This window comes from Mesorhizobium sp. M0862 (assembly GCF_040319795.1).
Taxonomy (GTDB): domain Bacteria; phylum Pseudomonadota; class Alphaproteobacteria; order Rhizobiales; family Rhizobiaceae; genus Mesorhizobium.
The window spans coordinates 223,464-246,096 of the sequence record NZ_JAMYOJ010000006.1 but is presented as its reverse complement, the minus strand read 5'-3'; the positions used below and the strand labels follow the sequence as shown (position 1 = coordinate 246,096).

The 22,633-nt window shown below is 64.2% G+C and carries 24 protein-coding genes; all 24 read left to right on the top strand.

Annotated features, from left to right (window positions below; translation table 11 throughout):
* The first annotated feature begins 5 nt into the window (after window positions 1–5).
* Window positions 6–731, top strand: coding sequence for a flagellar basal-body rod protein FlgF (flgF, locus tag NKI15_RS12030; RefSeq protein ID WP_352886120.1), 726 nt, complete (start codon window positions 6–8; stop codon window positions 729–731).
* Between the two features lie 4 nt (window positions 732–735).
* On the top strand, window positions 736–2,157 hold the full coding sequence (gene fliI, locus NKI15_RS12025; protein WP_023686339.1) for a flagellar protein export ATPase FliI: 1,422 nt from the start codon (window positions 736–738) through the stop codon (window positions 2,155–2,157).
* Entirely contained in the window at window positions 2,144–3,010 is an 867-nt protein-coding gene (locus NKI15_RS12020) for a hypothetical protein (protein WP_031242748.1), read from the top strand. The genes fliI and NKI15_RS12020 overlap by 14 nt, the downstream gene beginning before the upstream one ends.
* Before the next feature lie 85 nt (window positions 3,011–3,095).
* Window positions 3,096–3,476, top strand: coding sequence for a flagellar basal body rod protein FlgB (gene flgB, locus NKI15_RS12015; RefSeq protein WP_023683310.1), 381 nt, complete (start codon window positions 3,096–3,098; stop codon window positions 3,474–3,476).
* Between the two features lie 2 nt (window positions 3,477–3,478).
* A complete protein-coding gene (gene flgC, locus NKI15_RS12010; protein ID WP_023683309.1) occupies window positions 3,479–3,895 on the top strand; it encodes a flagellar basal body rod protein FlgC in 417 nt (138 codons plus the stop codon).
* Window positions 3,895–4,230, top strand: a complete 336-nt coding sequence (fliE, locus tag NKI15_RS12005; RefSeq protein WP_023683308.1) for a flagellar hook-basal body complex protein FliE — start codon at window positions 3,895–3,897, stop codon at window positions 4,228–4,230. Before flgC ends, fliE begins: the two co-directional genes overlap by 1 nt.
* Window positions 4,231–4,241: 11 nt before the next feature.
* Window positions 4,242–5,030, top strand: a complete 789-nt coding sequence (gene flgG, locus NKI15_RS12000) for a flagellar basal-body rod protein FlgG (protein WP_023673650.1) — start codon at window positions 4,242–4,244, stop codon at window positions 5,028–5,030.
* A 6-nt stretch (window positions 5,031–5,036) separates the two neighbouring features.
* Window positions 5,037–5,564, top strand: coding sequence for a flagellar basal body P-ring formation chaperone FlgA (gene flgA / locus NKI15_RS11995; RefSeq protein ID WP_023714018.1), 528 nt, complete (start codon window positions 5,037–5,039; stop codon window positions 5,562–5,564).
* The gene (locus tag NKI15_RS11990; protein WP_023683306.1) at window positions 5,561–6,802 is read left to right on the top strand and encodes a flagellar basal body P-ring protein FlgI; all 1,242 of its coding nucleotides are present in this window, start codon (window positions 5,561–5,563) and stop codon (window positions 6,800–6,802) included. The genes flgA and NKI15_RS11990 overlap by 4 nt, the downstream gene beginning before the upstream one ends.
* A gap of 3 nt (window positions 6,803–6,805) precedes the next feature.
* A complete protein-coding gene (locus NKI15_RS11985) occupies window positions 6,806–7,387 on the top strand; it encodes a MotE family protein (RefSeq protein ID WP_023673653.1) in 582 nt (193 codons plus the stop codon).
* The gene (gene flgH / locus NKI15_RS11980; RefSeq protein WP_023686346.1) at window positions 7,384–8,088 is read left to right on the top strand and encodes a flagellar basal body L-ring protein FlgH; all 705 of its coding nucleotides are present in this window, start codon (window positions 7,384–7,386) and stop codon (window positions 8,086–8,088) included. Before NKI15_RS11985 ends, flgH begins: the two co-directional genes overlap by 4 nt.
* A gap of 17 nt (window positions 8,089–8,105) precedes the next feature.
* Complete coding sequence (locus NKI15_RS11975; RefSeq protein WP_023686347.1) at window positions 8,106–8,606, top strand: flagellar basal body-associated FliL family protein; 501 nt, start codon at window positions 8,106–8,108, stop codon at window positions 8,604–8,606.
* Window positions 8,603–9,334 carry a flagellar type III secretion system pore protein FliP gene (fliP, locus tag NKI15_RS11970; protein ID WP_023686348.1) on the top strand — a complete coding sequence of 244 codons (732 nt, stop codon included), beginning with the start codon at window positions 8,603–8,605 and terminating at the stop codon, window positions 9,332–9,334. Before NKI15_RS11975 ends, fliP begins: the two co-directional genes overlap by 4 nt.
* A 210-nt stretch (window positions 9,335–9,544) precedes the next feature.
* On the top strand, window positions 9,545–10,429 hold the full coding sequence (locus NKI15_RS11965; protein ID WP_023683303.1) for a flagellin N-terminal helical domain-containing protein: 885 nt from the start codon (window positions 9,545–9,547) through the stop codon (window positions 10,427–10,429).
* A 281-nt stretch (window positions 10,430–10,710) separates the two neighbouring features.
* Window positions 10,711–11,595: a flagellin N-terminal helical domain-containing protein gene (locus tag NKI15_RS11960; RefSeq protein ID WP_023683302.1), complete on the top strand. Its 885-nt coding sequence runs from the start codon at window positions 10,711–10,713 to the stop codon at window positions 11,593–11,595.
* Between the two features lie 189 nt (window positions 11,596–11,784).
* Complete coding sequence (gene fliF / locus NKI15_RS11955; protein WP_023740988.1) at window positions 11,785–13,425, top strand: flagellar basal-body MS-ring/collar protein FliF; 1,641 nt, start codon at window positions 11,785–11,787, stop codon at window positions 13,423–13,425.
* 3 nt (window positions 13,426–13,428) lie between these two features.
* Window positions 13,429–14,055, top strand: coding sequence for a hypothetical protein (locus NKI15_RS11950; protein ID WP_023701073.1), 627 nt, complete (start codon window positions 13,429–13,431; stop codon window positions 14,053–14,055).
* Window positions 14,056–14,086: 31 nt separating this feature from the next.
* Window positions 14,087–15,433, top strand: a complete 1,347-nt coding sequence (locus tag NKI15_RS11945; protein ID WP_023740987.1) for a MotB family protein — start codon at window positions 14,087–14,089, stop codon at window positions 15,431–15,433.
* On the top strand, window positions 15,430–16,860 hold the full coding sequence (locus NKI15_RS11940; RefSeq protein ID WP_023740986.1) for a MotC family chemotaxis protein: 1,431 nt from the start codon (window positions 15,430–15,432) through the stop codon (window positions 16,858–16,860). The genes NKI15_RS11945 and NKI15_RS11940 overlap by 4 nt, the downstream gene beginning before the upstream one ends.
* The gene (fliK, locus tag NKI15_RS11935) at window positions 16,857–18,242 is read left to right on the top strand and encodes a flagellar hook-length control protein FliK (protein WP_352513982.1); all 1,386 of its coding nucleotides are present in this window, start codon (window positions 16,857–16,859) and stop codon (window positions 18,240–18,242) included. The genes NKI15_RS11940 and fliK overlap by 4 nt, the downstream gene beginning before the upstream one ends.
* On the top strand, window positions 18,175–18,762 hold the full coding sequence (locus NKI15_RS11930) for a transglycosylase SLT domain-containing protein (protein WP_023747162.1): 588 nt from the start codon (window positions 18,175–18,177) through the stop codon (window positions 18,760–18,762). Before fliK ends, NKI15_RS11930 begins: the two co-directional genes overlap by 68 nt.
* 220 nt (window positions 18,763–18,982) lie before the next feature.
* Window positions 18,983–19,651, top strand: a complete 669-nt coding sequence (locus tag NKI15_RS11925; protein WP_023683295.1) for a response regulator transcription factor — start codon at window positions 18,983–18,985, stop codon at window positions 19,649–19,651.
* 94 nt (window positions 19,652–19,745) lie between these two features.
* Window positions 19,746–20,999, top strand: coding sequence for a flagellar hook protein FlgE (locus NKI15_RS11920; protein ID WP_023671890.1), 1,254 nt, complete (start codon window positions 19,746–19,748; stop codon window positions 20,997–20,999).
* A gap of 176 nt (window positions 21,000–21,175) precedes the next feature.
* The gene (flgK, locus tag NKI15_RS11915) at window positions 21,176–22,630 is read left to right on the top strand and encodes a flagellar hook-associated protein FlgK (protein WP_023703979.1); all 1,455 of its coding nucleotides are present in this window, start codon (window positions 21,176–21,178) and stop codon (window positions 22,628–22,630) included.
* Window positions 22,631–22,633: the final 3 nt, after the last annotated feature.

The window sequence follows — 22,633 nt, the reverse complement described above, 5'->3', positions numbered from 1 at the left end:
ACACCATGCAGGACAGCCTTTACGTCGCCCTTTCCTCGCAGATCGCGCTTGAGCGCCGTCTCGACACCATCGCCGATAATGTCGCCAACGCCTCGACCATCGGCTTTCGCGCCACCGGCGTGAAGTTCGAGGATGTCGTCTCCGGCAGCGGCCCCAAATCGGTGTCCTTCGCCTCCTCCGGCAAGTCCTATTTGTCCGGCGCGCATGGCGCGATGACGCAGACCGGCAACCCGTTCGACTTCGCCGTCCAGGGCGATGCCTGGTTCGGCATCGACACCCCGGCCGGCACCGTGATGACGCGCGACGGACGCTTTTCGATGAACGAGAACGGCGAGTTGATGTCGCTCGAAGGCCATCCGGTGCTCGACGCCGGCGGTGCGCCGATCCAGCTCGACCCGCGCGACGGCCCACCCAAGGCGGGCGCCGACGGCTCGCTGCGCCAGGGCGACAAGCTCGTCGGCGCCATCGGCCTGTTCAATTTCGATCCCGGCCCGAATTTCGTCCGCTACGGCAATTCTGGCATCGTGCCCGCGCGTGCGCCGGAGCCGGTCACCGACCGTTCCGATCTCGGCGTCGCGCAGGGCTATGTCGAGGAATCCAACGTCAATCCGGTGCTGGAGATGACGCGCCTGATCATGGTCCAGCGCGCCTTCGAGAACACGGCGGCGCTGATGCGCCAGACCGATGCCTCGACCGACGACGCCATCAAGACGCTCGGCTCCAAGTCGTAGCAGCATGTCGAGCAGCAAATCATCGATACGCGCGCTTGAACGGCAACCGGAGACAGCACCGGAAAACCGGCTGGCTGCGCTGGAGCGGATCTGGCGCCGCTTCGATGACACCGAGACGTTGCTGCGGCGCGGCGGCCGTGTTTCGGAGGTTTCGCCAACGCATTACAAGGTGCGCGGCCTGTCTGAAGTCGCCAGGCTTGGCGACCTCGTCGAACAGCGCGGCAATGCCGGCACGCGCCGCGGCGAGATCGTCAGGATCGGCCGCGACGAAGTCGTCATCGCCCCTTTCGAACGCAGCGCCGACGCCGGCATCGGCGACGCCGTGTTTCGCCGCGGCCCGCTGACGGTAACGCCGCATGCTTCGTGGCGTGGGCGCGCCATCGACGCGCTGACCCGCGTCATCGACGGCGGCCCGCCGCTGATCAGGATCGGCGAGGCTGCGAGCGGCGACGGCACAACGCCCGGCGCCATGGCGCGGCAGCGCGTCGGCACCGCCTTCACGACCGGGGTCAAGGTCATCGACATCTTCACGCCGCTCTGCCTCGGCCAGCGCCTCGGCGTCTTTGCCGGTTCCGGCGTCGGCAAGTCGACGCTGCTCGCCATGCTGGCCGGCGCCGACGCCTTCGACACCGTGGTCGTGGCGCTGATCGGCGAGCGCGGCCGCGAGGTACGCGAATTCCTCGAAGACACGATCGGCGCAGAGAGCATGGCCAAGACGGTCGCCGTCGTCGCCACCAGTGACGAGAGCGCCATGATGCGCCGGCGCGCGCCGGATACCGCCATGCGCGTTGCCGAACATTTTCGCGACCAGGGCCATCGCGTGCTGCTGGTGCTGGATTCGATTACCCGCTTTGCCCATGCGCTGCGCGAGGTAGCGACCGGCACCGGCGAGCCGCCGGTCGCCCGCGGCTATCCCGCTTCGGTTTTCACCGATCTGCCCAAGCTGCTCGAACGCGCTGGCCCGGGCGCTGAAGGCCCCGGTGTCAAAGGACAGGGATCAATCACTGCCATCATCTCGGTGCTGGTCGACGGCGACGACCACAACGACCCGGTCGCCGATTCGGTACGCGGCATCCTCGACGGCCATGTCGTGCTCGACCGCGCCATTGCCGAACAGGGCCGCTACCCCCCGGTCAATCCGCTGTCGTCGATCTCGCGCCTCGCCGACAAGGCATGGAGCCCCGAGCAACGCATGCTGGTGACCAGGCTGAAATCGATGATCTCGCGCTTCGAGGACACGCGCGACATCCGCCTGCTCGGCGCCTATCAGGGCGGCGCCGATGCCGAGCTCGATATTGCCGTGCGCCAGGTGCCGCTGATCTACGAGGCGCTGACGCAGTCGCCCAGGGATCGCGCCTCGAGCGACGCATTCTCCGACCTCGCCCGTCATCTGAAAGGCAAGCAAAGTGTCGATGCAGGAGACTGAGCTTCAGTACACCGAGCGGCTTTTGCGCGAGATGATCGCACAGGCCAGTGCCGCCGAGGAAGCCCGGGCCAACGAAGCGAGAGCTGTCAGGGCAAAGGCCGATCTCGACAAGGCCACCAAGGCTGAGGCCATTCTGGCCAGGGCCGCCAGGCCATTCTTGCCCAGGGTAGTCAGCGTAGTCGAGTCCACTGTGCCTCGCTTGGCCGAGCCTGCCTTGCCCAGCGTCGTCAAGCCTGCATTGCCAAGGACCTCTCGCGCCGGCCCCAAAGAAGCGATCGAGACCAGTCGTGACTCGCTTCTTGACGGGCTGTTCCCGGTCACCGAATGGCCGCAGCCGCCAAGGCCGCAATATCCCAGGCTCGACAAGAAATCCGACCGCCGCAGCGATATCGTCTTTGCCGCGCTCGGCATCACGCTCGGCCTGATCTGCGCGCTGTTTCCCTGGTATATCTTCTTCAATCAGGACCAGTTCGGCGTGCAGGCGATCAAGTTCGGCGGCAGCGGCACCAATGCAGGGCGGGTCAGCGGCGGTTCGCAGATGGAAAACAGCGGTCAGCCGCTGACGGCAAACGATGTTCCCGATGTCGACCTGTTCGCCACCGGCACGCTGCAGGATCCCGAGGATAGGACCCAGCCTTCCGGCGTCGACGAGCAGCCCTTCCCGGCGGATCCCAAATTTCGCATGGTTCATGTCGCCAATGGCCGCGCCATGATCGAGGACGATGCCGGCCTGTGGATCGTCCAGCGCGGCTCGAAGCTGCCCGACTCCAGCGTCGTCTCGTCGATCGAGCAACGGGGCGGCAAGTGGGTCATGGTCACCAGCACCGACCAGGTGATCGAACTCTCCAAATAGCGGCACACCGGATTCACCCCCGAGCCGCGCAAGGTCCGCGCAAGACTGGCAGCCTAGTCTTGTTCGTACCAGCCCGGAGATCCCCATGGAGCCCGTCAATCTTTTCGATCTCGCCGCCAAACAGTCGCAATGGCTGTCGGTGCGCCAGTCTGCCATTGCCGGCAACATCGCCAACGTCAACACGCCCGGCTACACCGCCGGCGATGTCGAGCCGTTCGAGAAGGTGCTCGACCGCACGGCAGTGTCGCTGACCGCCACCCAGGCAGGCCACCTCGGCACTGCCGCCACCAATGCCGGCTTCACGGTCAAGCCAGAAGAGACGACCGGCGCCATCATGCCCTCGAAGAACACGGTGGTGGTCGAGAACGAACTGATGAAGGCCGGCGAGGTCCGCCGCTCCTTCGAGCTCAACACCGCGATCGTCAAGGCCTTCCATTCGATGATGATGATGGCGGTGAAGAGCTGACAATGGACCCCTTGACCTCAGCCCTCAAGATCGCCGCGTCCGGCCTCAGCGCCCAGTCGGACCGCTTGCGCGTCGTCTCGGAAAATCTCGCCAACGCGCAGTCGACCGGCAACACCCCGGGCGCTGACCCCTATCGCCGCAAGACCATCAGTTTCGTCTCGGAACTCGACCGTGCCTCGGGTGGCACGACAGTTGAGGTCAACTCCATCGACCGCGACCCCAGCGACTTTCCCGTCGAATTCCAGCCCGGCAACGAGGCCGCCGACGACAAGGGCTACGTCAAGATGCCCAATGTCAACGTGCTGGTCGAGATGGCCGACATGAGCGAGGCCAACCGCTCCTACGAAGCCAACCTTCAGGTCATCAAGCAGGCGCGTGATCTGATCTCCATGACCATCGACCTGATGAGGAACCAGTAATGATCAGCGGCATTGGCGGTATCGGATCGCTTCCCCTCAAGCCGGAGATCGGTGGCGCCGATACCACGACCGACCTGTTCCAGGGCACCAGGGCGCCGATGGCCGGCAGCGAAATCGGCGCCACCTTCGCCGAAGCGCTGAGCCAGGCTACTTCAAAGACCGTCAACACCTTGCAGAACGCCGAGCAGGTCTCGATCCAGGCGCTCAAGGGCCACGCCGATACCCGTCAGGTCGTCGACGCCGTCATGAGCGCCCAGCAGGCCCTGCAGACCACGATCGCCATCCGCGACAAGGTCGTCTCCGCCTATCTCGAAATCAGCCGTATGGGCATCTGAGGAGACTTGCCGTGAAAGCACTCGCCATCGCAGCGACCGGCATGAATGCCCAGCAGACCAATCTGGAAGTGATCGCCAACAACATCGCCAACATCAACACCACCGGCTACAAGCGCGCGCGCGCCGAATTCTCCGACCTGCTCTACCAGGTCGACCGCACACAGGGCGTGCCCAACCGCTCCAATTCATCGCTTGTGCCGGAAGGCGTGTCGATTGGCCTTGGCGTCAAGACGACGGCGGTGCGCAACGTCCATACCCAGGGCGAACTGACCTCGACCGGCAACAGTTTCGACATGGCGCTGACCGGCCGAGGCTGGTTCCAGATCGAGGGCGGCGACGGCGGCACGCTCTACAGCCGCGCCGGCGCCTTCAACACCAACGCCACCGGCCAGCTGGTGACCGTCGACGGCGCCAATGTCATCCCGGCCATCACCGTGCCGACCGATGCCATCGAAGTTGTCGTCAACAAGACCGGCCAGGTCTTTGCCCGCATCGACGGCCAGACCGACCTCCAGCTGCTGGGCCAGCTGCAGCTCGCCAACTTCGCCAATGAAGCAGGCCTCGCGCCGCTCGGCGACAATCTGTTCCAGGAGACGCCGGCCTCCGGCCCGGCCAATGTCGGCGTGCCCGGCGATCCCGGCTTCGCCTCGGTCGAGCAGGGTTATCTCGAGGCCTCCAACGTCGATCCGGTCAAGGAAATCACCGAGCTGATCTCGGCGCAGCGCGCCTATGAGATGAACTCCAAGGTCATCCAGGCCGCCGACGACATGGCCTCCGTCGTGTCCAAGAACATCAGGTAAGATTTGATGGTCTCTCCGGCCTTCCGCTCCGCGCTTTGCCGCACCGCGCTGATCCTGGCGCTGGTGGCCGGCGGTGTGCCGGCGTTTGCCCAGGAGAGCGCAGACCAGCAGACCACCACTCAGGTCGCGAGCAGTCAGGCAACGGGCGAGATCGTTCTGATCCCCAACCGGGTCATTTATCCCGGCGAGATGATCGACACCGGCGTGCTGAAACCGGTGACGCTGCTCCCCGGCAAGCACAGGCCAGATGCGGTCGCCACGCGGGCCATGGAACTCCAGGGCAAGGTCGCCAAGCGCACGCTGCTGCCCGGCCGCTATATCCCGGTCGCCGCCATCCGCGACGCCTGGCTGGTCGAACAGGGCGCCGACGTGCAGGTCTATTTCATCGCCGGCGACCTCACCATTTCGGCCACGGCGGTGTCGCTGCAGCCGGGTGCCGCCGGCGATTTGATAAAGGTCCGCAACACAGACAGCGGCAAGATCTTTTCCGGCACGGTGATGGCTGACGGCACCATCCGGGTCAGCGCGTCATGAGACGCGGAGCTGCCCTTCTGCTCGCGACCGTTGTCGGCCTGCAGCCGGCGCTGGCCGACGGTCTTACGCCGAAGCAAAAGCGCGATCTTGCCGGCCAGAATGGCGGCGCCTTTGTCGATCCCGAATACGATCCGGCCACCACCAACCGCATGTTCAGGGTCTCCAACGGCCCAAGCTCTCTGCCACCCGGCCAGGTCGCATCGCGCATCAAGGACATTGCGCAGCTGCAGGCTTCGCGCGACAACCAGCTCGTCGGCTACGGCCTCGTCATCGGCCTCGCCGGATCGGGCGACAGCCTGCGCAATTCGCCCTTCACCGAACAGTCGATCCGCGCCATGCTCGAAAATCTCGGCATCGCCACCGAAGGTGGCAGCGCGCGGGCCAAGAACGTCGCCGCCGTCATCGTCACCGCCAACATGCCGCCTTACGTGCAGTCGGGCGCCCGCATCGACATCGACGTCTCCTCCATGGGCGACGCCACATCGCTTGCCGGCGGCACGCTGATAATGACGCCACTGAAGGCGGCCGATGGCGAGATCTATGCTGTCGGGCAAGGCTCGGTCATCGTTTCCGGCTTCACTGCCCAAGGCGATGCCGAAAAGCTGACGCAGGGCGTGCCGACGGCCGGCCGCGTGCCCAACGGCGCCATCGTCGAGCGCACGGTGCGCGCCGAATTCGAGGACCAGGCGCTGCTCACCTTGCAATTGCGCAACCCCGATTTCTCCACTGCCGTTCGCATCGCCGACGCCATCAACGGCTACACCTCGCAACGCTTCGGCATGCGCGTGGCGGCGGAGCGCGATGCACGTACCGTGCAGATCAGGCGGCCGAAGAATGTTTCGGCGGCGCGCTTCTACGCCGAGATCGAGAATTTGGTGGTCGAGACCGACACGCCGGCACGCGTCGTCATCGACGAACGCACCGGCACCATCGTCATCGGCAACGAGGTCAAGATCTCGCGGGTGGCGATCAGCCACGGCACGCTCACCGTGCGCATCACCGAACAGCCGAAGATCGTCCAGCCGGAACCGTTCTCCAAGGGCGTGACAGCGGAGGAACCCTTCACCACCATCGATGCCACGCGGCCTGACGCCCGCGTCAATGTGCTCGACGGACCGAACCTCGAAACGCTGGTGTCGGGCCTCAACCGTCTCGGCGTCAAGCCGGACGGCATCATTGCCATTTTGCAAGGCATCAAGTCGGCCGGCGCTTTGCAGGCCGATCTGGTTCTCCAATAGGCCATGCCGATGATCGATTTCTTTTCCCAAAAGCAGCACCGCCGAAGCGCAGCCTTGGCAGCTTGCGTCATCGCCGCCACCGTCCTTGCCGGCGGCACTGTTCGCGCGGAAGAAGCGGTGCGGCAGGTTCTTCCTGGCGGGCAACAGCCGGCGGCAGTGCAGCAGCTGGTCCGCGAGAAGGTGCCCGATGAAAGCGAGATCCAGCGCTTCTGCTCCAACATCGCCGACGCCGCCCGCGACCGCCGTTACGCGCTGCAGGCCGAAGAGTTGAAGCAGTTGCAGGCTGGCATCGACCAGCGCATGAAGGCGCTGGACGACAAGCGCGCCGAATACGAGCAATGGCTGAAGCGGCGTGAAGTTTTCCTGGCCCGCGCCGAGGATGGCGTCGTCAAGATCTATGCCGGCATGAAACCGGATGCCGCGGCCGAGCGCCTGGCCATGGTCAACACCGATCTCGCCGCCGCCATCCTGATGAAACTCGATTCGCGCAAGGCCGGCGTCATTCTCAACGAAATGGACCAGAAGGCGGCAGCCACGCTCACCGGCATTATGGCCAGCGCGGCGCGAAGGGTAGACCCGTCATGAAGTCGCATATACTAGCCCTGGTCGCCACCGCTTCACTTGCCGGCTGCGCCTCCGACCCCAGGGAGATCGGCAGGGAGCCGGCGCTGTCGCCGGTTGGCGCCGGCATTACCGGCAGCGTCAATGCGCCCTACTCCTATCCCGAAACGCCACCCGCGCCAGTGAAGAAATTCTCGCTGTGGGATGATCGCCAGAGCCGGTTGTTCACCGACCCACGCGCGCTGCGCGATGGCGACATCCTCACCGTCAGGATCAAGCTCAACGACAAGGCCAACTTCAAGAACCAGAACGACCGCAGCCGCACCGCCGGGCGGAAGCTCGGCTATGACGTCAACCTCGGATGGGAAGGTGCCACCACCAGCGGCAAGGGCGACGCGGGGCTGAGCTCCACCACCGAAACCAATGCGGACGGCGAAATCAAGCGCTCGGAGAACCTCGAGCTCAACGTCGCCGCCGTCGTCACCGAAGTCCTGCCCAACGGCAATCTGATGATCCGGGGCTCACAGGAGGTGCGCGTCAATTACGAGCTCAGGGTGCTGACCATCGCCGGCATGGTGCGTCCATCCGATATCGGCGCTGAAAACACCATCTCTTATGAACGCATCGCCGAGGCGCGCATCTCCTATGGCGGCCGCGGCCGCGTCAGCGAAATCCAGCAGCCCGCTTACGGTCAGCAGATCCTCGACCAAGTCCTCCCCTTTTAGGACTGGAGAACGGCGCCGTGGCAAATGTCGAACAGGTTCAGCAAAAAAAGGGCCCGTCGCTTGTCATCCAGCTTGCGATGCTGCTGGCGATGACGGGCGCCGCGATCGGCATGGGCTGGATGTCCGGCGGCTATCTGAAGGGCGTCGGGGGACCGGTGCCGGTGCCCGCCGCGCCCGAGAACCAGTCCAACGCCGAGCAACCGAGCAAGGCGGCCGAACATGCGCCCGGCACCGGGCCGACGCTTGTCCAGCTGGCGCCGATCACCACCAATCTGGCTTCGCCTGCCGACACCTGGATAAGGCTGGAAGCGTCGGTGGTCTACGATGCGCCGCAGCCGCCGGAACTTACCGAAAGCATTCACCAGGACCTGCTTGCCATGGTCCGCACCCTGAAGATGCATCAGATCGAAGGCGCCAGCGGCTACCAGCATTTGAAAGCCGACCTCGAGGAGCGCGCCGCAATCCGCAGCGGTGGCCATGCCAAACAGGTTCTGATCAGGACATTGCTGCTCGAATGAGAAAACTCGTCCTCGCCGCCGCGATCGTCGTCGCCGCCACCTCTGTCGCCGCCGCCCAGCAGCTCGATCTCGGCGGCATCGGCAAGGCCGACGGCGCCACCGTCGGCTATATCATCCAGATGTTCGGTCTGATCACCGTGCTGTCGGTGGCGCCGGGCCTGTTGATCATGGTGACGAGCTTCACCCGCTTCGTCATCGCCTTCTCGATCCTGCGCGCCGGCATCGGCCTGCAGTCGACGCCGGCCAATCTGATCCTGATCTCGCTGTCGCTGTTCATGACCTTCTACGTCATGGCGCCGACCTTCGACCAGGCCTGGAACACCGGCGTCAAGCCGCTGATGGACAACCAGATCAGCCAGACCGAGGCGTTCGAAAAGATTTCGGACCCGTTCCGCACCTTCATGCTGCACAATGTCCGCGACAAGGACTTCGACCTGTTCGCCGATCTCGCCCGCGAACGCGGCCAGGTCGTTGCCAGGGACACCGTCGACCTGCGCATCCTGGTGCCGGCCTTCATGATCTCCGAAATCCGCCGCGGCTTCGAGATCGGCTTCCTGATCGTGCTGCCGTTCCTCGTCATCGACCTGATCGTCGCCACCATCACCATGGCCATGGGCATGATGATGCTGCCGCCGACCGTCGTTTCGCTGCCCTTCAAGATCCTGTTCTTCGTCCTCATCGACGGCTGGAACCTGCTTGTCGGCAGCCTGGTGCGCTCCTTCACCTGACCGTCCGCGCGCCGTTGGCGCCTTGCTAAAGTTTTATGCAATATATTTCCGGTTAACCGTCCCGTTTAGCCCTTTGGTAGGGACTTGCCCGCATATTGCTCGCAGATGGCGGGTGATCGGGTCTCACGATCATTGGCATGATGCCGCTCCGTCATACCGGAAAAGCCGGTATGTCAAAAACACCCTGTAAAAATCAAGGTACGAGTAGCCATGTCCAGTATCATGACGAACGCCTCGGCGCTGACCGCGCTGCAGAGCCTGAACAACACCAACAAATCCCTCGAGCAGACGCAGGCCCGCATCTCGACCGGCTACCGCGTTGCCACCGCTTCCGACAACGCCGCTTACTGGTCGATCGCGACCTCGATGAAGTCCGACAACAAGGCCAACTCGGCCGTGCAGGACGCCCTCGGCCTCGGCGCCGGCAAGGTTGACACCGCCTACACCGCCATCAACGACGTCAAGGACCAGGTCGACCTGATCAAGACCAAGCTGGTCACTGCCCGTAGCGCCTCGAAGGAAGACCAGCAGAAGATCGCGACCGAAATCAACGCCATCCAGGCGCAGATCAAGTCCTCGGTCGCCAACGCCAACTTCGCCGGCTCGAACCTGCTGCAGAACGACGCTGCCGCTGCGTCCGACCTGAAGATCGTTGCGGCTTACAACCGTACCGGCGCGACCGTCACCATCGACACCATCGACGTCAAGGCAGCCGATACGCAGGTTCTCGATGTCGCCGGCACGGGCGGCATCGTCGGCGGCCTGCTCGCCGCTGCCTTCTTCGACCCGAGCACCACGGCGGTTACCCCCGCCGCCATCGACACCGCGCTCGGCACTGTTGAAACCGCGCTTGCCAAGCTGTCCACCGGCGCTGCCTCGCTCGGCGCCGCCAAGTCGCGCATTGACACCCAGAAGAGCTTCCTGTCGAACCTGTCGGACTCGATCGACAAGGGCGTCGGCGCGCTGGTCGACGCCGACATGAACAAGGAATCGACGCGGCTGCAGGCCCTGCAGGTCCAGCAGCAGCTCGGCATCCAGGCGCTGTCGATCGCCAACGGCAACTCGCAGTCGATCCTGTCGCTCTTCCGCGGCTGATCTCTCGACATTACGACTGACACCATCCGTGGGGCCGCGCCAACAGCGCGGCCCGATTTCTTTTGCGGCTGTTGATTGTCTTGCTGAATGGCTGCCGATTTTTGCTCTTGGCCAGCGCCCTGAATGGCTTGGTTTAACAGGCCGTTAACCATATCCCGGTAGTCATGGTTAACCATTCCATGGCGGGCAGACCATACGGTCGATGGGCTTATGCCTACCCCCTTGATGAAGTTGATCCGGCGTGTTCGGGACACGCCAGTGTTTGAAAAGGGGTAAATATCTTGGCTAGCATCATGACGAACGCTTCGGCTCTGACCGCGCTGCAGAGCCTGAACAACACCAACAAGCAGCTTGAAACCACCCAGTCACGCATTTCGACCGGCTACCGCGTCGCCACCGCCAGCGACAACGCCGCCTACTGGTCGATCGCCACCACGATGAAGTCCGACAACAAGGCGCTTTCGGCCGTTCAGGACGCGCTTGGCCTCGGCGCCGGCAAGGTCGATACCGCCTACACCGCCATCACCGACATCAAGGACCAGGTCGACCTGATCAAGGCCAAGCTGGTCACTGCACGCAGCGCCAGCAAGGACGACCAGCAGAAGATCGCGACCGAAATCAAGGCCATCCAGGACCAGATCAAGTCGTCGGTCACCAACGCCTCCTATGCCGGCTCGAACCTGCTGCAGAACGACGCTGCTGCGACCTCCGACCTGAAGATCGTCGCGTCCTATAACCGCACCGGCACGACCGTCGCCATCGACACCATCGACGTCAAGGCGGCCGACACGCAGGTTCTCGATCTTCCTGGCACTGGCGGCATCGTCGGCGCTCTGCTGGCGACGACCTTCTTCGATCCCAGCACCACCCAGGTCCTCCCGGCGGCCATCGACACCGCACTCGGCGCCGTTGAAACGGCGCTTGCCAAGCTGTCCACGGGTGCCGCCTATCTCGGCGCCGCCAAGTCGCGCATCGACACCCAGAAGAGCTTCCTGTCGAACCTCTCGGACTCCATCGACAAGGGCGTCGGCGCGCTGGTCGACGCCGACATGAACAAGGAATCCACGCGGCTGCAGGCCCTCCAGGTCCAGCAGCAGCTCGGCATCCAGTCGCTGTCGATCGCCAACGGCAACTCGCAGTCGATCCTGGCGCTGTTCAAGCAGTAAGCCTGACCCGGCTTTCTCTTCCTTGAATAGGCCGCGCCAACAGCGCGGCCCTTTCCTGTATGGGTGTGTTTTGACGCATGTCGTTGACCCGGAACCGCTGCACACTTCCGGGCGACATGCTCTATCATCTTCGCACAAGCTTCGCGGTCTAGTGTTCCCACGGAATATCATGCTGGGAGCGCTTGAATCGTGCCGCAACAGATCCAGAGCATCATCTCGAATCTCAGGGCATTTGGCGTCAGGCGCCTTGCCATGCTGGCCGGCATTGCCGCATTGGTGATGGCCGTCATCGGCATCGGCTCGGTCTATCTCAACCGCCCGGCCTATGAGACGCTCTATGTCGGGCTCGATCGCTCCGACGTGAACCAGATCGGCCTGGTGCTCGGCGAAGCCGGCATCGGCTTCGACGTCGGCTCCGACGGCACCTCCGTGCTGGTGCCGGCCGGCACAACCGCGCAGGCGCGCATGCTGCTTGCCGAAAAGGGCCTGCCGACCAGCGCCAATGCCGGCTACGAACTGTTCGACAATGTCGGTTCTCTCGGGCTGACCTCCTTCATGCAGCAGATCACCCGCGTGCGCGCGCTGGAAGGCGAGATCGCCCGCACCATCCAGTCGATATCCGGCATCAAGGCCGCCCGCGTTCACATCGTCATGTCCGAGCGCGCCAATTTCCGCCGCGACGAACAGCAACCCTCCGCCTCGGTGGTCATCCGCTATTCCGGCATCGACGCCGAAAAGAGCGCCATGTCGATCCGCCATCTCGTCGCCGCCGCCGTGCCGGGCCTGTCGGCCGACAAGGTTACCGTGCTCGATTCCAACGGCAACCTTCTCGCCGCCGGCGACGATCCCTCCAACACAAGTGCTGCCCGCACGCTCGGCGTCGAGCAGACCGTCGAGGCGCAGATCGGCGACAACATCCGCCGCGCGCTGACGCCTTATCTCGGCCCCGACAATTTCCGCGCCAGCGTCAAAGCCGACGTCAATACCGACACCCGCCAGACCGAAGAGACAATCTTCGATCCGGAGTCGCGCGTGGAGCGTTCCGTGCAGTCGGTGCGCGCCAACGAAAACAGCAATCAGAGGCAGGCCTCGACCCCGGCCACCGTCGAGCAGAACCTGCCCGAGACCCAGGCGACCAGCACCGATGGTCCGCAGACGTCATCGGCGAACGACCGCAAGGAGGAGATCACCAATTACGAGATCAACTCCAAGAAGATCGCCACAGTCTCGAACGGCTATTCCGTTACCAAGATGTCGATCGCCGTCGTCGTCAATCAGCAGCGGCTGATGACCATCCTCGGCAAGGACGCAACGCCCGAGCAGATCGCCAAGCGCGTTGCCGACATCCAGAAGATGGTGGCCTCGGCCACCGGCTTCGACGACAAGCGCGGCGATATCATTGATGTCTCGGCGGTCGAGTTCATCGACGGGCTGGACGGCGAGCCGGTCGAACAGCCGGGCATAATGGCGTCGATCGGAACCCATGCCGGTACGATGATCAACGCCGGCGCGTTCATCGTCGTGGTGTTCCTGGTCGCCTTCTTCGGCCTGAGGCCAATGGCCACCGCGCTGAGCGCGCGGCCGACGCCGGCACTTGCCGGTCCGAGCTTCGACGACGTCCAGCGTTCACTGCCGACACCCGAAGCCGCCGGCGCCGAACCGGCGCCGGCTGCCTTGCCCGGCAGCCGCCCAGGCCCGACTCCACTCGACGATCTTCGTCAGAAGATCAGGCCGGCGCCGCAGGAGCGGCTTGCCCGCATGGTCGACATCAATGAGGAGCGCACCGCGCAGATCCTGCGCAAATGGGCGGCCCAGGAAGCAGCGGTATAGACCATGGCCTCGGCAGCGCTTTTCGACCTTTTGCCGGATTTCGGCGCACGCAGCCAGCGTGCCGGCCAGCCCTCGCTCGCGGCCATGGCCGAGCCAAGGCCGGAGACGTCGGCGCCGCAGGCCGACATCGGCGCGCTGATCGCCGAAGCGGTCATCGATGCCGAAGCCGCCCTTGAAGCCCGCCTTGCCATCGCCCACCAGGCAGCGCTCGAGGCACAGAGACAGGCCAACGCCGATGAAGCAAAGGCCTTTCTGGAAACTTTCGGCGGCGATGTCGGCGCGGTCGTGACTGCCCGTATCGAGATCATGGAGGCCAAGGTCAGCGACCTCGTCGGCGCCACCATTGCGCGCATCATTGGCGGCCTTGTCAGCGACGATCTGCAGAAGCGTTCGCTGGAAGCCCTTGCCGGCACGATCCGCGAAGCCGTCGGCGACAGCGAGGCGGTGCGCATCGCCGTGCGCGGACCGCTGTCATTGTTCGAGACGCTGAAGGCTTCGCTCGGCCCACGCGCGGCCAATCTCGATTTCGTCGAGGCACCCGGCTTCGACCTTACCGTCGCCATTGACGAGGCGGTGTTCGAAACCCGCATTGCCGAATGGTCGGCCGCCTTGTCCGAGGCCCTATCATGAGCGAGGGCCCTCTTATGAACGAGTGGACGTCATGAGCGTTGCCGACGCCGCTGAGCCCAGGCACGAGATCATCATCGTGCGGCGCAATCACGACGACCACGACGACGCCCACCATGGCGGCGTCTGGAAGATTGCCTTTGCCGATTTCATGACCGCCATGATGTGCTTCTTCCTCGTCATGTGGCTGATCAACGCCGCCAACGAGCAGACCAAGGCGGCGGTTGCCAGCTACTTCAATCCGGTCAAGCTGGTCGATCGCAACGCCAGCCGCAAGGGCCTCGAAGACCTCGGCGATGGCCCGAGCAAGGTCGGGCTGACGGCGGACGACCCGCGGGACAAGACCAGCAAGGCGGGACAGGACGGCATCGGCGGCGCCGGCACCTCGGACAAGAAGCAATCGAAGGAATCGGCGCCGAAGACCGATCTTTCCGACGAGCATCTGTTTGCCGATCCCTATGCGGTGCTGTCGGAAATCGCCACCGACACCGGCGTCATGCAAAATGTCAGCGAGAAGGGCGATGGCGGCGCGCAGGCGTCCGGCCCGGCTACCGGCGCATCCGGTGGCCAATCCTACCGCGACCCGTTCGCGCCGGATTTCTGGTCGCAGCAGGTGGCTGCACCAGGCGCCGAAGCCACCGCCGAACGCAGCAAGATCGAAGGCGATCCGCTGAAGCCGGGTGACAAGGCGGCACAGACGCAAGTGGCGGAGGTGAAGGCCGTGCCGGCCGCGCCGCCAGTGGCCGCGGCGCCGCTCGAGCCGCTGGCGAAATCCGTTTCCGATAAGCCACTGACCAAGGCTGAAGCCAAGGCAGAGGCCAAGGCTGAAGCAGCGAAGGCCCAGATTGCAAAGGCCGAAGCTGCCGAAGCACAACCCGCACCCAAACCCGAAGCCGCGGAAAAGGCGCCGACGGCCGCCACTGTTAGAGCCGCGGCGCAGGTCAAGCAGGAACTGGCCGAGGCCTTCAAGCCAGGCGACAAATTGCATAATGGCGTCTCCGTCGAAGCCACCGACAAGGGTGTCGTCATTTCGATCACGGACCAGTTCGATTTCGGCATGTTCGAGATCGGATCGGCGGTGCCTAGGCGTGAACTGGTGCTGGCGATGGAAAAGATCGGCCGCATCGTCAACGAGCAGAAAGGCACGATCAGCATCAACGGCCACACCGACGCGCGGCCGTTCCGCAGCGACACTTACGACAATTGGCGGCTGTCCACGGCGCGCGCCCATTCCGCCTATTACATGCTGGTGCGCGGCGGCGTCGACGAGCGCCGCATCACCGAGGTCGCCGGCTTCGCCGATCGCGAGCCGAAAATTGCAGCCGACCCGATGGCGGCCGCGAACCGCCGCATCGAAATCCTGATGGCGACCGACGGATGAGGCGCGCCGCGATCATCGGCCGCGCCGTCGGGCTGCTGCTGCTGAGCGCTGTCCATCCGCCATCGGCCTTCGCCGAGGACGGCTTGCAGCCCTATCAGCTGGTGCGCTCGCTGCAGCTTGTGCAGGACCGCATCGCCGCCGGCGATCACGCCGCGCTGCCGATGCAGGCCAAGCTGCTCGAAATGGCCGACACAAGGCTGCGCGCGGCGGACGCAGATGATTTCAGCGACCCGAAGAATTTTCGCGCCTTGCTGGTCTATGGCATGAGTGGCGGCAACCCCGTCACCGTCGAGGCGGCGGTGTCGCGCGCCAAGACCGACCCGCAAAGCCTGACCATCGCCAAGGGCATTGTCGATTATCTGAACGGCCGGCAGGCGGCTGCGATCGAGGCGCTGAAGCCGATCGATCCGATGACCCTGCCCCCCGATGTCGGTGCCTTTCTGGCGCTGGTCAAGGGCTCGCTTCTCGCCACCGAGCAACCGGTCAGCGCGCTTGCGCTGCTCGACGATGCTCGCCTGCTCAGCCCCGGCACGCTGGTCGAGGAAGCAGCGCTGCGCCGCTCGGTCGGCATCGCCGCCGCGCAAGGCGACGGTGCGCGTTTCGCGCTTGCCTCAACCCAATATGTCGAAGACTACCTCTATTCGCCCTATGCCAGCCAGTTCGCCGACGCATTCGTCTCCGGCGTCATCACGCTGCACATGGCAATCAGCCAGGACAAGCTCGCCGACATCACCGCAATGATGGATCCCGAGCGCGAGAAGGTGATCTATCTGCGCATCGCCCGCCGCGCCGCGATCGACGGCTTTGCCGATCTCTCCGCCTTCGCCTCGGCCAGGGCTGAACGGGGCCGCGACGGCATCCACAATCAGGACGATCCGCGCGCCCAGCTCTATTCCAGCCTGTCCACGGTAACGTCCGGCACCATCGGCGAGGTCCGCGCCAAGCTGGACAAGATCGATCGCAACCAGCTTTCGCAAAGCGACCGCGACCTGCTCGATGCCGCGCAGGCCGTGGCGGGTGAAGTCATCGCCCCGCCGGCGCCGTTGCCTGCCGAAAAGCCCGCACCTGCCGCGGCCAGGCAGGAGCCGGTTAAGACCGCGGCAGTGGAAAAACCCGACGAGCCAGAGCTGCCGCCGGTCGAAGGCGCGATGCCGGAACAGCCAGCCGTCACAACATCGAGTGAACCGGCAGCAACCGACCGACCGAAGGCGGCAAGTGAACCGGCCGCGCAGGCACCAAGCACGCCAGAGGCAAAGGCGGCGGAAACGCCTGCAGTCGCCTCGGCCAGCGATGCGGCTCCGGTCGTGCCGGCATCGGTGCCGGCCCCCGCCGCAGTAGAGCCTACCGATCCCACCGACGCCGCCATGGCGAGGACGCGTCGCCAGCTCGATTTGATCGACCAGATGCTTGGAGCAGCCCCGAAATGACCACCAATGTTGGCCAGGCCCTGCCGGCTCCCGCGCACGCCGGATCGAAGCAGTCGGCCTCAAACGCCAAGGGCGGCGACAAAAGCTTCGGCGACATGGTGCGCGGCGACGACGATGCGCCGACACCGATAGGCCAGGGAGCAATTGAGGCCGCATCGCACGAGCCGCATTGGGCCAAACGCAGCCCTGCCGGTCCCGGCAAAAGCGAAATCCCACACACCCAGTCTGGCAAAACGGGGACGAAATCCGCTGCCGGCAAGGCCGCAAAAGAACATGCCGATAGTGGCCCGGACAAACCATCCAAGGACGCTGAGGTGGCCGGACGAGACGCGGATGCAGGATCGCTGCAGGATCATTTGCCACTGGTGCTGGCGTTGCACGATATCAGGCATTTCTCAATGGTCCGGACAAGCGGGAACGGCATCGCGACGAATGGACAGACTGGGCAACCGGCGCCCGCTGGCGAGGCCATTTCTGCACAGACGTCGCCTCTGAAGAGACACCGCGCAGCGTCCGGCATTGACAACAGACTCGACACGACGACGCGACCGGAACGGGCCAAGCCCGGTACCAGCGTTTCCGCACAGGATCAGGGGCAAAAGCTGCCCGCGATCGGGCTCCAGTCCGGCAAACTGCCGCACCAGGATGGTCCGACGCCTCCTCTACCGGCGGACCAGACGGCAAGCGACGTTTCGGCACCCGCGGCAAAACGGTCCGCGCCGTCGGCGAAGTCCGTCGATGGAGCCCATTCCGCGGCATCGTCCACACAGGGAAAACAGCCGCCATTCGCTGCGCGCGTCGACATTGTTGCCGAACAGAGCTTCCCGGCCCCGGCGCAAAACCCGATGAACCAGACGACTTCGGCGCTTATCGACGTGCTGGCTTCGGACAACGGACTGCGGCAAGCGGTTTCGACGCCGTCGACGAGCGCCCAGACGGCCGGTTCTGTTGCCGTTCCGACACATATATTGAAGATCGAGCTTCACCCGGCAGAGCTCGGCATGGTCACCGCCAGTCTCAGGCTTTCCGGAGAACAACTTTCGATAGAATTGAAGCCCGAAACCCATGAGGCTTACCGCCGTCTCGCCACCGATAGCGACGCCATCGTGAAGTCGTTGCGCGGGCTCGGCTTCGATGTCGACAAGGTCACCATCCTGCAACCCTCGATAGTGATTCACGCAGCGGCCCGCAGCGATGCAGCGAACTCGCATCCAATGCCGCAAGGCCGCGACCAGTCCGCTTTTCAGCCCGGAAACTCGAGCGGCAACAATACGGGTTCGGACGGCCAGCAGTCGGGAAGAAACCGCAATGACGATGCCCAGGAATTCGGCCGCGCTGGCGCGCCTGCTCGCGAGCGCGCTGGCGACGATATGTTTATCTAGCCTCGCCACCAAGCCGGCCACCGCCGCCACCAACCCTTGCGAGCCCGAGATTTTGCGTGCCGCCGACCGCTATGGCGTGCCCGCCGGCATCCTCTATGCGGTCGGGCTGACCGAGACCGGCAAGAAGGGTAGCTTGCAACCTAACGCGTTGAATATAGAGGGGAAAGCGGTATTTCCAAGGAACCGAACCGAGGCCCTGGCCACCTTCGAAGCAGCCCGGCGCGAGGGCAAGACACTCATCGATCTCGGCTGCATGCAGATCAACCATCACTATCACGCCGCGCATTTCCGCAGCGTCGACGACATGCTCGACCCGCGCCAGAATGTCGACTATGCCGCACGCTTCCTGGCCAGCCTGCATGCGCATCATGTCAGCTGGTCGATGGCCGTCGCCCGCTACCACGCCGGCCCCGACAATGATCCCGCGCAGAAATTCTATGTCTGCCGCGTCATCGCCAATATGGTCGCCACCGGCTTCGGCAAATGGACCCCGAATGCCCGCAACTTTTGCAATCCTTAGGTGAATCAGCTCTTGCGAACGGCTGCAAATCCACGCCCGGCGGGTGACGTGCTACGTCACCCGTTCGGCAACCAACGATACAACCTCCTGATTGCGGTTATTTCGAAACTCGAAATAACTCCCAAGAAAATAGCTACAAGAAATGATGGTTGTTCAGGATTCCCGGCACCGGTTACGGCTCTTCCCACGGGGCAGATGATCTGATTCGGAGGCGGGACCGATGATTGTAATCGTTGACGAGCGTGAGCTCGTAACTGAAGGCTATAATTCACTTTTCGATCGTGAGGGCGTCGCCTGTGCAGGCTTCGCGTCCGGTGAATTCGGCGAGTGGGTGACATCGGCCGCCGACACGGATTTGCGATCGGTCCGAGCCTTCCTCATCGGCGACTGCCGCGAAGGCGCCATCTCGCCACGCCAGATCCGCGACCGCACCGGCGCTCCGGTCATTGCGCTGAGCGAACAGCACTCGCTCGAGAATACGCTGCGGCTGTTCGAGAGCGGTGTCGACGACGTCATCCGCAAGCCGGTCCACATCCGGGAGATCCTGGCCCGCATCACCGCCATCCGCCGCCGCGCCCATGAGGACGTCAGCTACACCGAGATCGGCGCCATGCGCATCTTCATGGATGGCCGCGATCCCGAGATCGATGGCCAGCCGCTGCCTCTGCCGCGCCGCGAACGCCGCATCCTCGAATATCTGGCGAGCAACCGCGGACGCCGCGTCACCAAGACCCAGGTCTTCAACGCCATCTACGGCATCTTCGACGAAGAGGTCGAGGAGAACGTCGTCGAGAGCCACATCTCCAAATTGCGCAAGAAACTGCGCGAAAAGCTTGGTCAGGACCCGATAGATTCCAAGCGCTTCCTCGGCTACCGGCTGGTGTTCTGATGCCGGTCTGCGCCAGCCTCGCGCAAGACAAAAATTATATCCTCGCGACCACAGACATAGGCCCAACGATCTTGGGCATTGAGGAGACGTTTCGATGAGCCTTTACGGAATGATGCGGACCGGCGTTTCCGGCATGAACGCCCAGGCCAACCGCCTGTCGGCGACAGCCGACAACATCGCCAATTCCGACACCACCGGCTACAAGCGATCCTCGGCCGAGTTTTCGACGCTGATCATGCCGCAGGTCGGCGGCGCCTATAATTCCGGCGGCGTCAACACCACCATCCGCTCGGCCATCAGCGCCCAGGGCGTGCTGCAGTACACGACCTCGGTTTCCGACCTTGCGGTCAACGGCAACGGTTTCTTCGTCGTCCAGGACCCCAGCGGAACGCCTTTCCTCACCCGCGCCGGCGCATTCGTTCCCGACGCTCAGGGCAGGCTGGTCAACGCCGCCGGCTACCAGTTGATGGCATACAGCTACGCCAACGGCACGCCGGCAGCCACCGCCAACGGCTTCGAAGGGCTGGTTCCGGTCCAGATCTCCGACCAGGAAATGACGGCGACGCCCAGCACCACAGGCAATTTCAACGCCAATCTGCCGGCTGGCGCCACGCCGCCCGCCGGTCCGCTGCCTTCCACCAACAGCCCGACCGCCGAATACACGTCGAAGTCCTCGATGGTCACCTACGACAATCTCGGCAACAAGAAGCTGCTCGACGTCTATTTCACCAACACCGGCACCGGCGCCTGGTCGGTCTCTGTGTTCGACCAGTCCCAGGCGACGCCGGGCACATCCTTCCCCTATACGGGCGGCGCGCTGGCCACGGCCAACCTGACCTTCGACACCACCACCGGCAAGCTAACCGGCGCGGTCGACAGCATAACGATCCCCGTACCGGGCGGTGCGTCGCTCGACCTCGATTTGTCCAAGCTGACTCAGCTCGGCACCGGCTTCACAGTCTCCGAAGCCAAGGTCAACGGCAACGCGCCCAGCACGATCGAAAAGATCCAGATCGGCGAGGACGGAGTCATTTACGCCCAGTATCAGGACGGCTCGACCAAGCCGCTGTTCAAGATCCCACTGGCCGACGTCCAGAGCGCCGACAACCTCACCGCACTGCCTGGCAATGTCTATGCGCAGTCCACCGACTCCGGCACCGTGCGCATCGGCTTCGCCAACGAAGGCAAGCTCGGCAGCATCATCTCCGGCGCGTTGGAAAATTCCAACGTCGATATCGCCGAGGAATTGACCAACATGATCGCGGCGCAACGCAGCTACACCGCTAACTCGAAAGTGTTCCAGACCGGTTCCGACCTCATGGATGTCCTTGTCAACCTGAAGAGATAAACGACGGGCGCTAGGGGAATGAACCCAAACCAGAGCAGCGCGGTGCGCGGATTTCGAATTCGAGGCCACACCGGCAAACCGGCCGGGGTGGTCCGGGATTGCAGGTTTCCGAGCGCCGACGCCGCCGACAGGGCAGAGACGTCATCCCCTCCCCACTGGCCTCGTGAAAGACCCGCATGTCGCTGACTTCCGCATTGACCATAGCCCAACAGTCGCTTCAGACCACATCGAAGCAGACCAGCGTCCTTTCCCGCAACATTGCCGACGCCAGCAACCCCGACTATGCCCGCCGCACGGCGGTCGTCGTCAGCAGCGCGCCCGGGGCGCGCTCGGTCGAGATCCAGCGCGCCACCAACGCCCTGCTGTTTCGCCAGAACCTTAGCGCGCAATCGGCCTGGAGCGGCCAGAGCACGCTCTACAGCGGCATTGACCGCCTCGCCGTTGCAGTCAACGGCGTCGACAACGCCTCCTCTGCCTCGACCGCGATCGGCAAGCTGCAGAACGCGCTGCAGCTTTACGCCGCCACGCCATCGAACCAGAGTCTCGGTTCCAGCGTCATCGATGCGGCCCAGCAAGTGGTGCGCTCGCTGAACGACGGCACCAACGCGATCCAGGATTTCCGCACCCAGGCCGATGGCGAGATATCTACGGCGGTTAACGATCTCAACTCGCTGCTTAGTCAGTTCCAGGACGCCAACAAGGCGGTCATCTCCGCAACCCGTTCGGGTACCGACGCATCCGACGCGCTCGACCAGCGCGACGCTTTGCTGAAGAAGATCGCGGACTATGTGCCGGTGTCGACCTTCACGCGTGGCGACAACGACATGGTCATCACCACCAAGGATGGCACGACACTGTTCGAGACCATTCCGCGCTCGGTAAGTTTCACCCCGTCGGCGGGCTACACGGCCGGCACACCAGGCAACACCATCTACATCGACAATGTGCCGGTCAGCGCCGGGGCTGGCGGCAACACCAGCGCCGACGGCAAGCTCGCCGGGCTCATCACCTTGCGCGACGGCGTCGCGGCGACGATGCAGAGCCAGCTCGACGAAGTGGCGCGCGGCCTCATCACCGCCTTTGCCGAAACAGCACCTTCGCAGCCCGACCGAACCGGCCTGTTCACCTGGTCGGGTGCGCCCGCCATTCCGGCCGCCGGCACGCTGATCGACGGGCTTGCCGGCTCGATCAAGGTCAACGCCGCAATGGACTCGAGCGTCGGCGGCAATCCGGTGCTGCTGCGCGACGGCGGCGCCAATGGTGCGGCCTATATCGCCAACACTGCCGGCAACGCCTCCTATTCGCAGCTCTTGATCGGCTATGGCGACAAGCTCGACAAGCCGATGCCTTTCGACGCTGCGGCCGGCATCACCGTCACGTCCAGCGTGTCCGACTACGCCGCCAATGCCATTGGCTGGTTCGAAGGCCAGCGCCAGCAGGCCTCGAGCAACGCCGACGCCAAGGAAGCGCTGGCATCGCGCACTGCCGAGGCGCTGTCCAACGACACCGGCGTCAATGTCGACCAGGAGATGTCGCTGCTGCTCGACCTCGAACACACCTATCAGGCCTCGGCGCGCATGATGAAAACCGTCGACGACATGCTGTCGGCCCTGCTCGATGCCGTGGGATAAGCC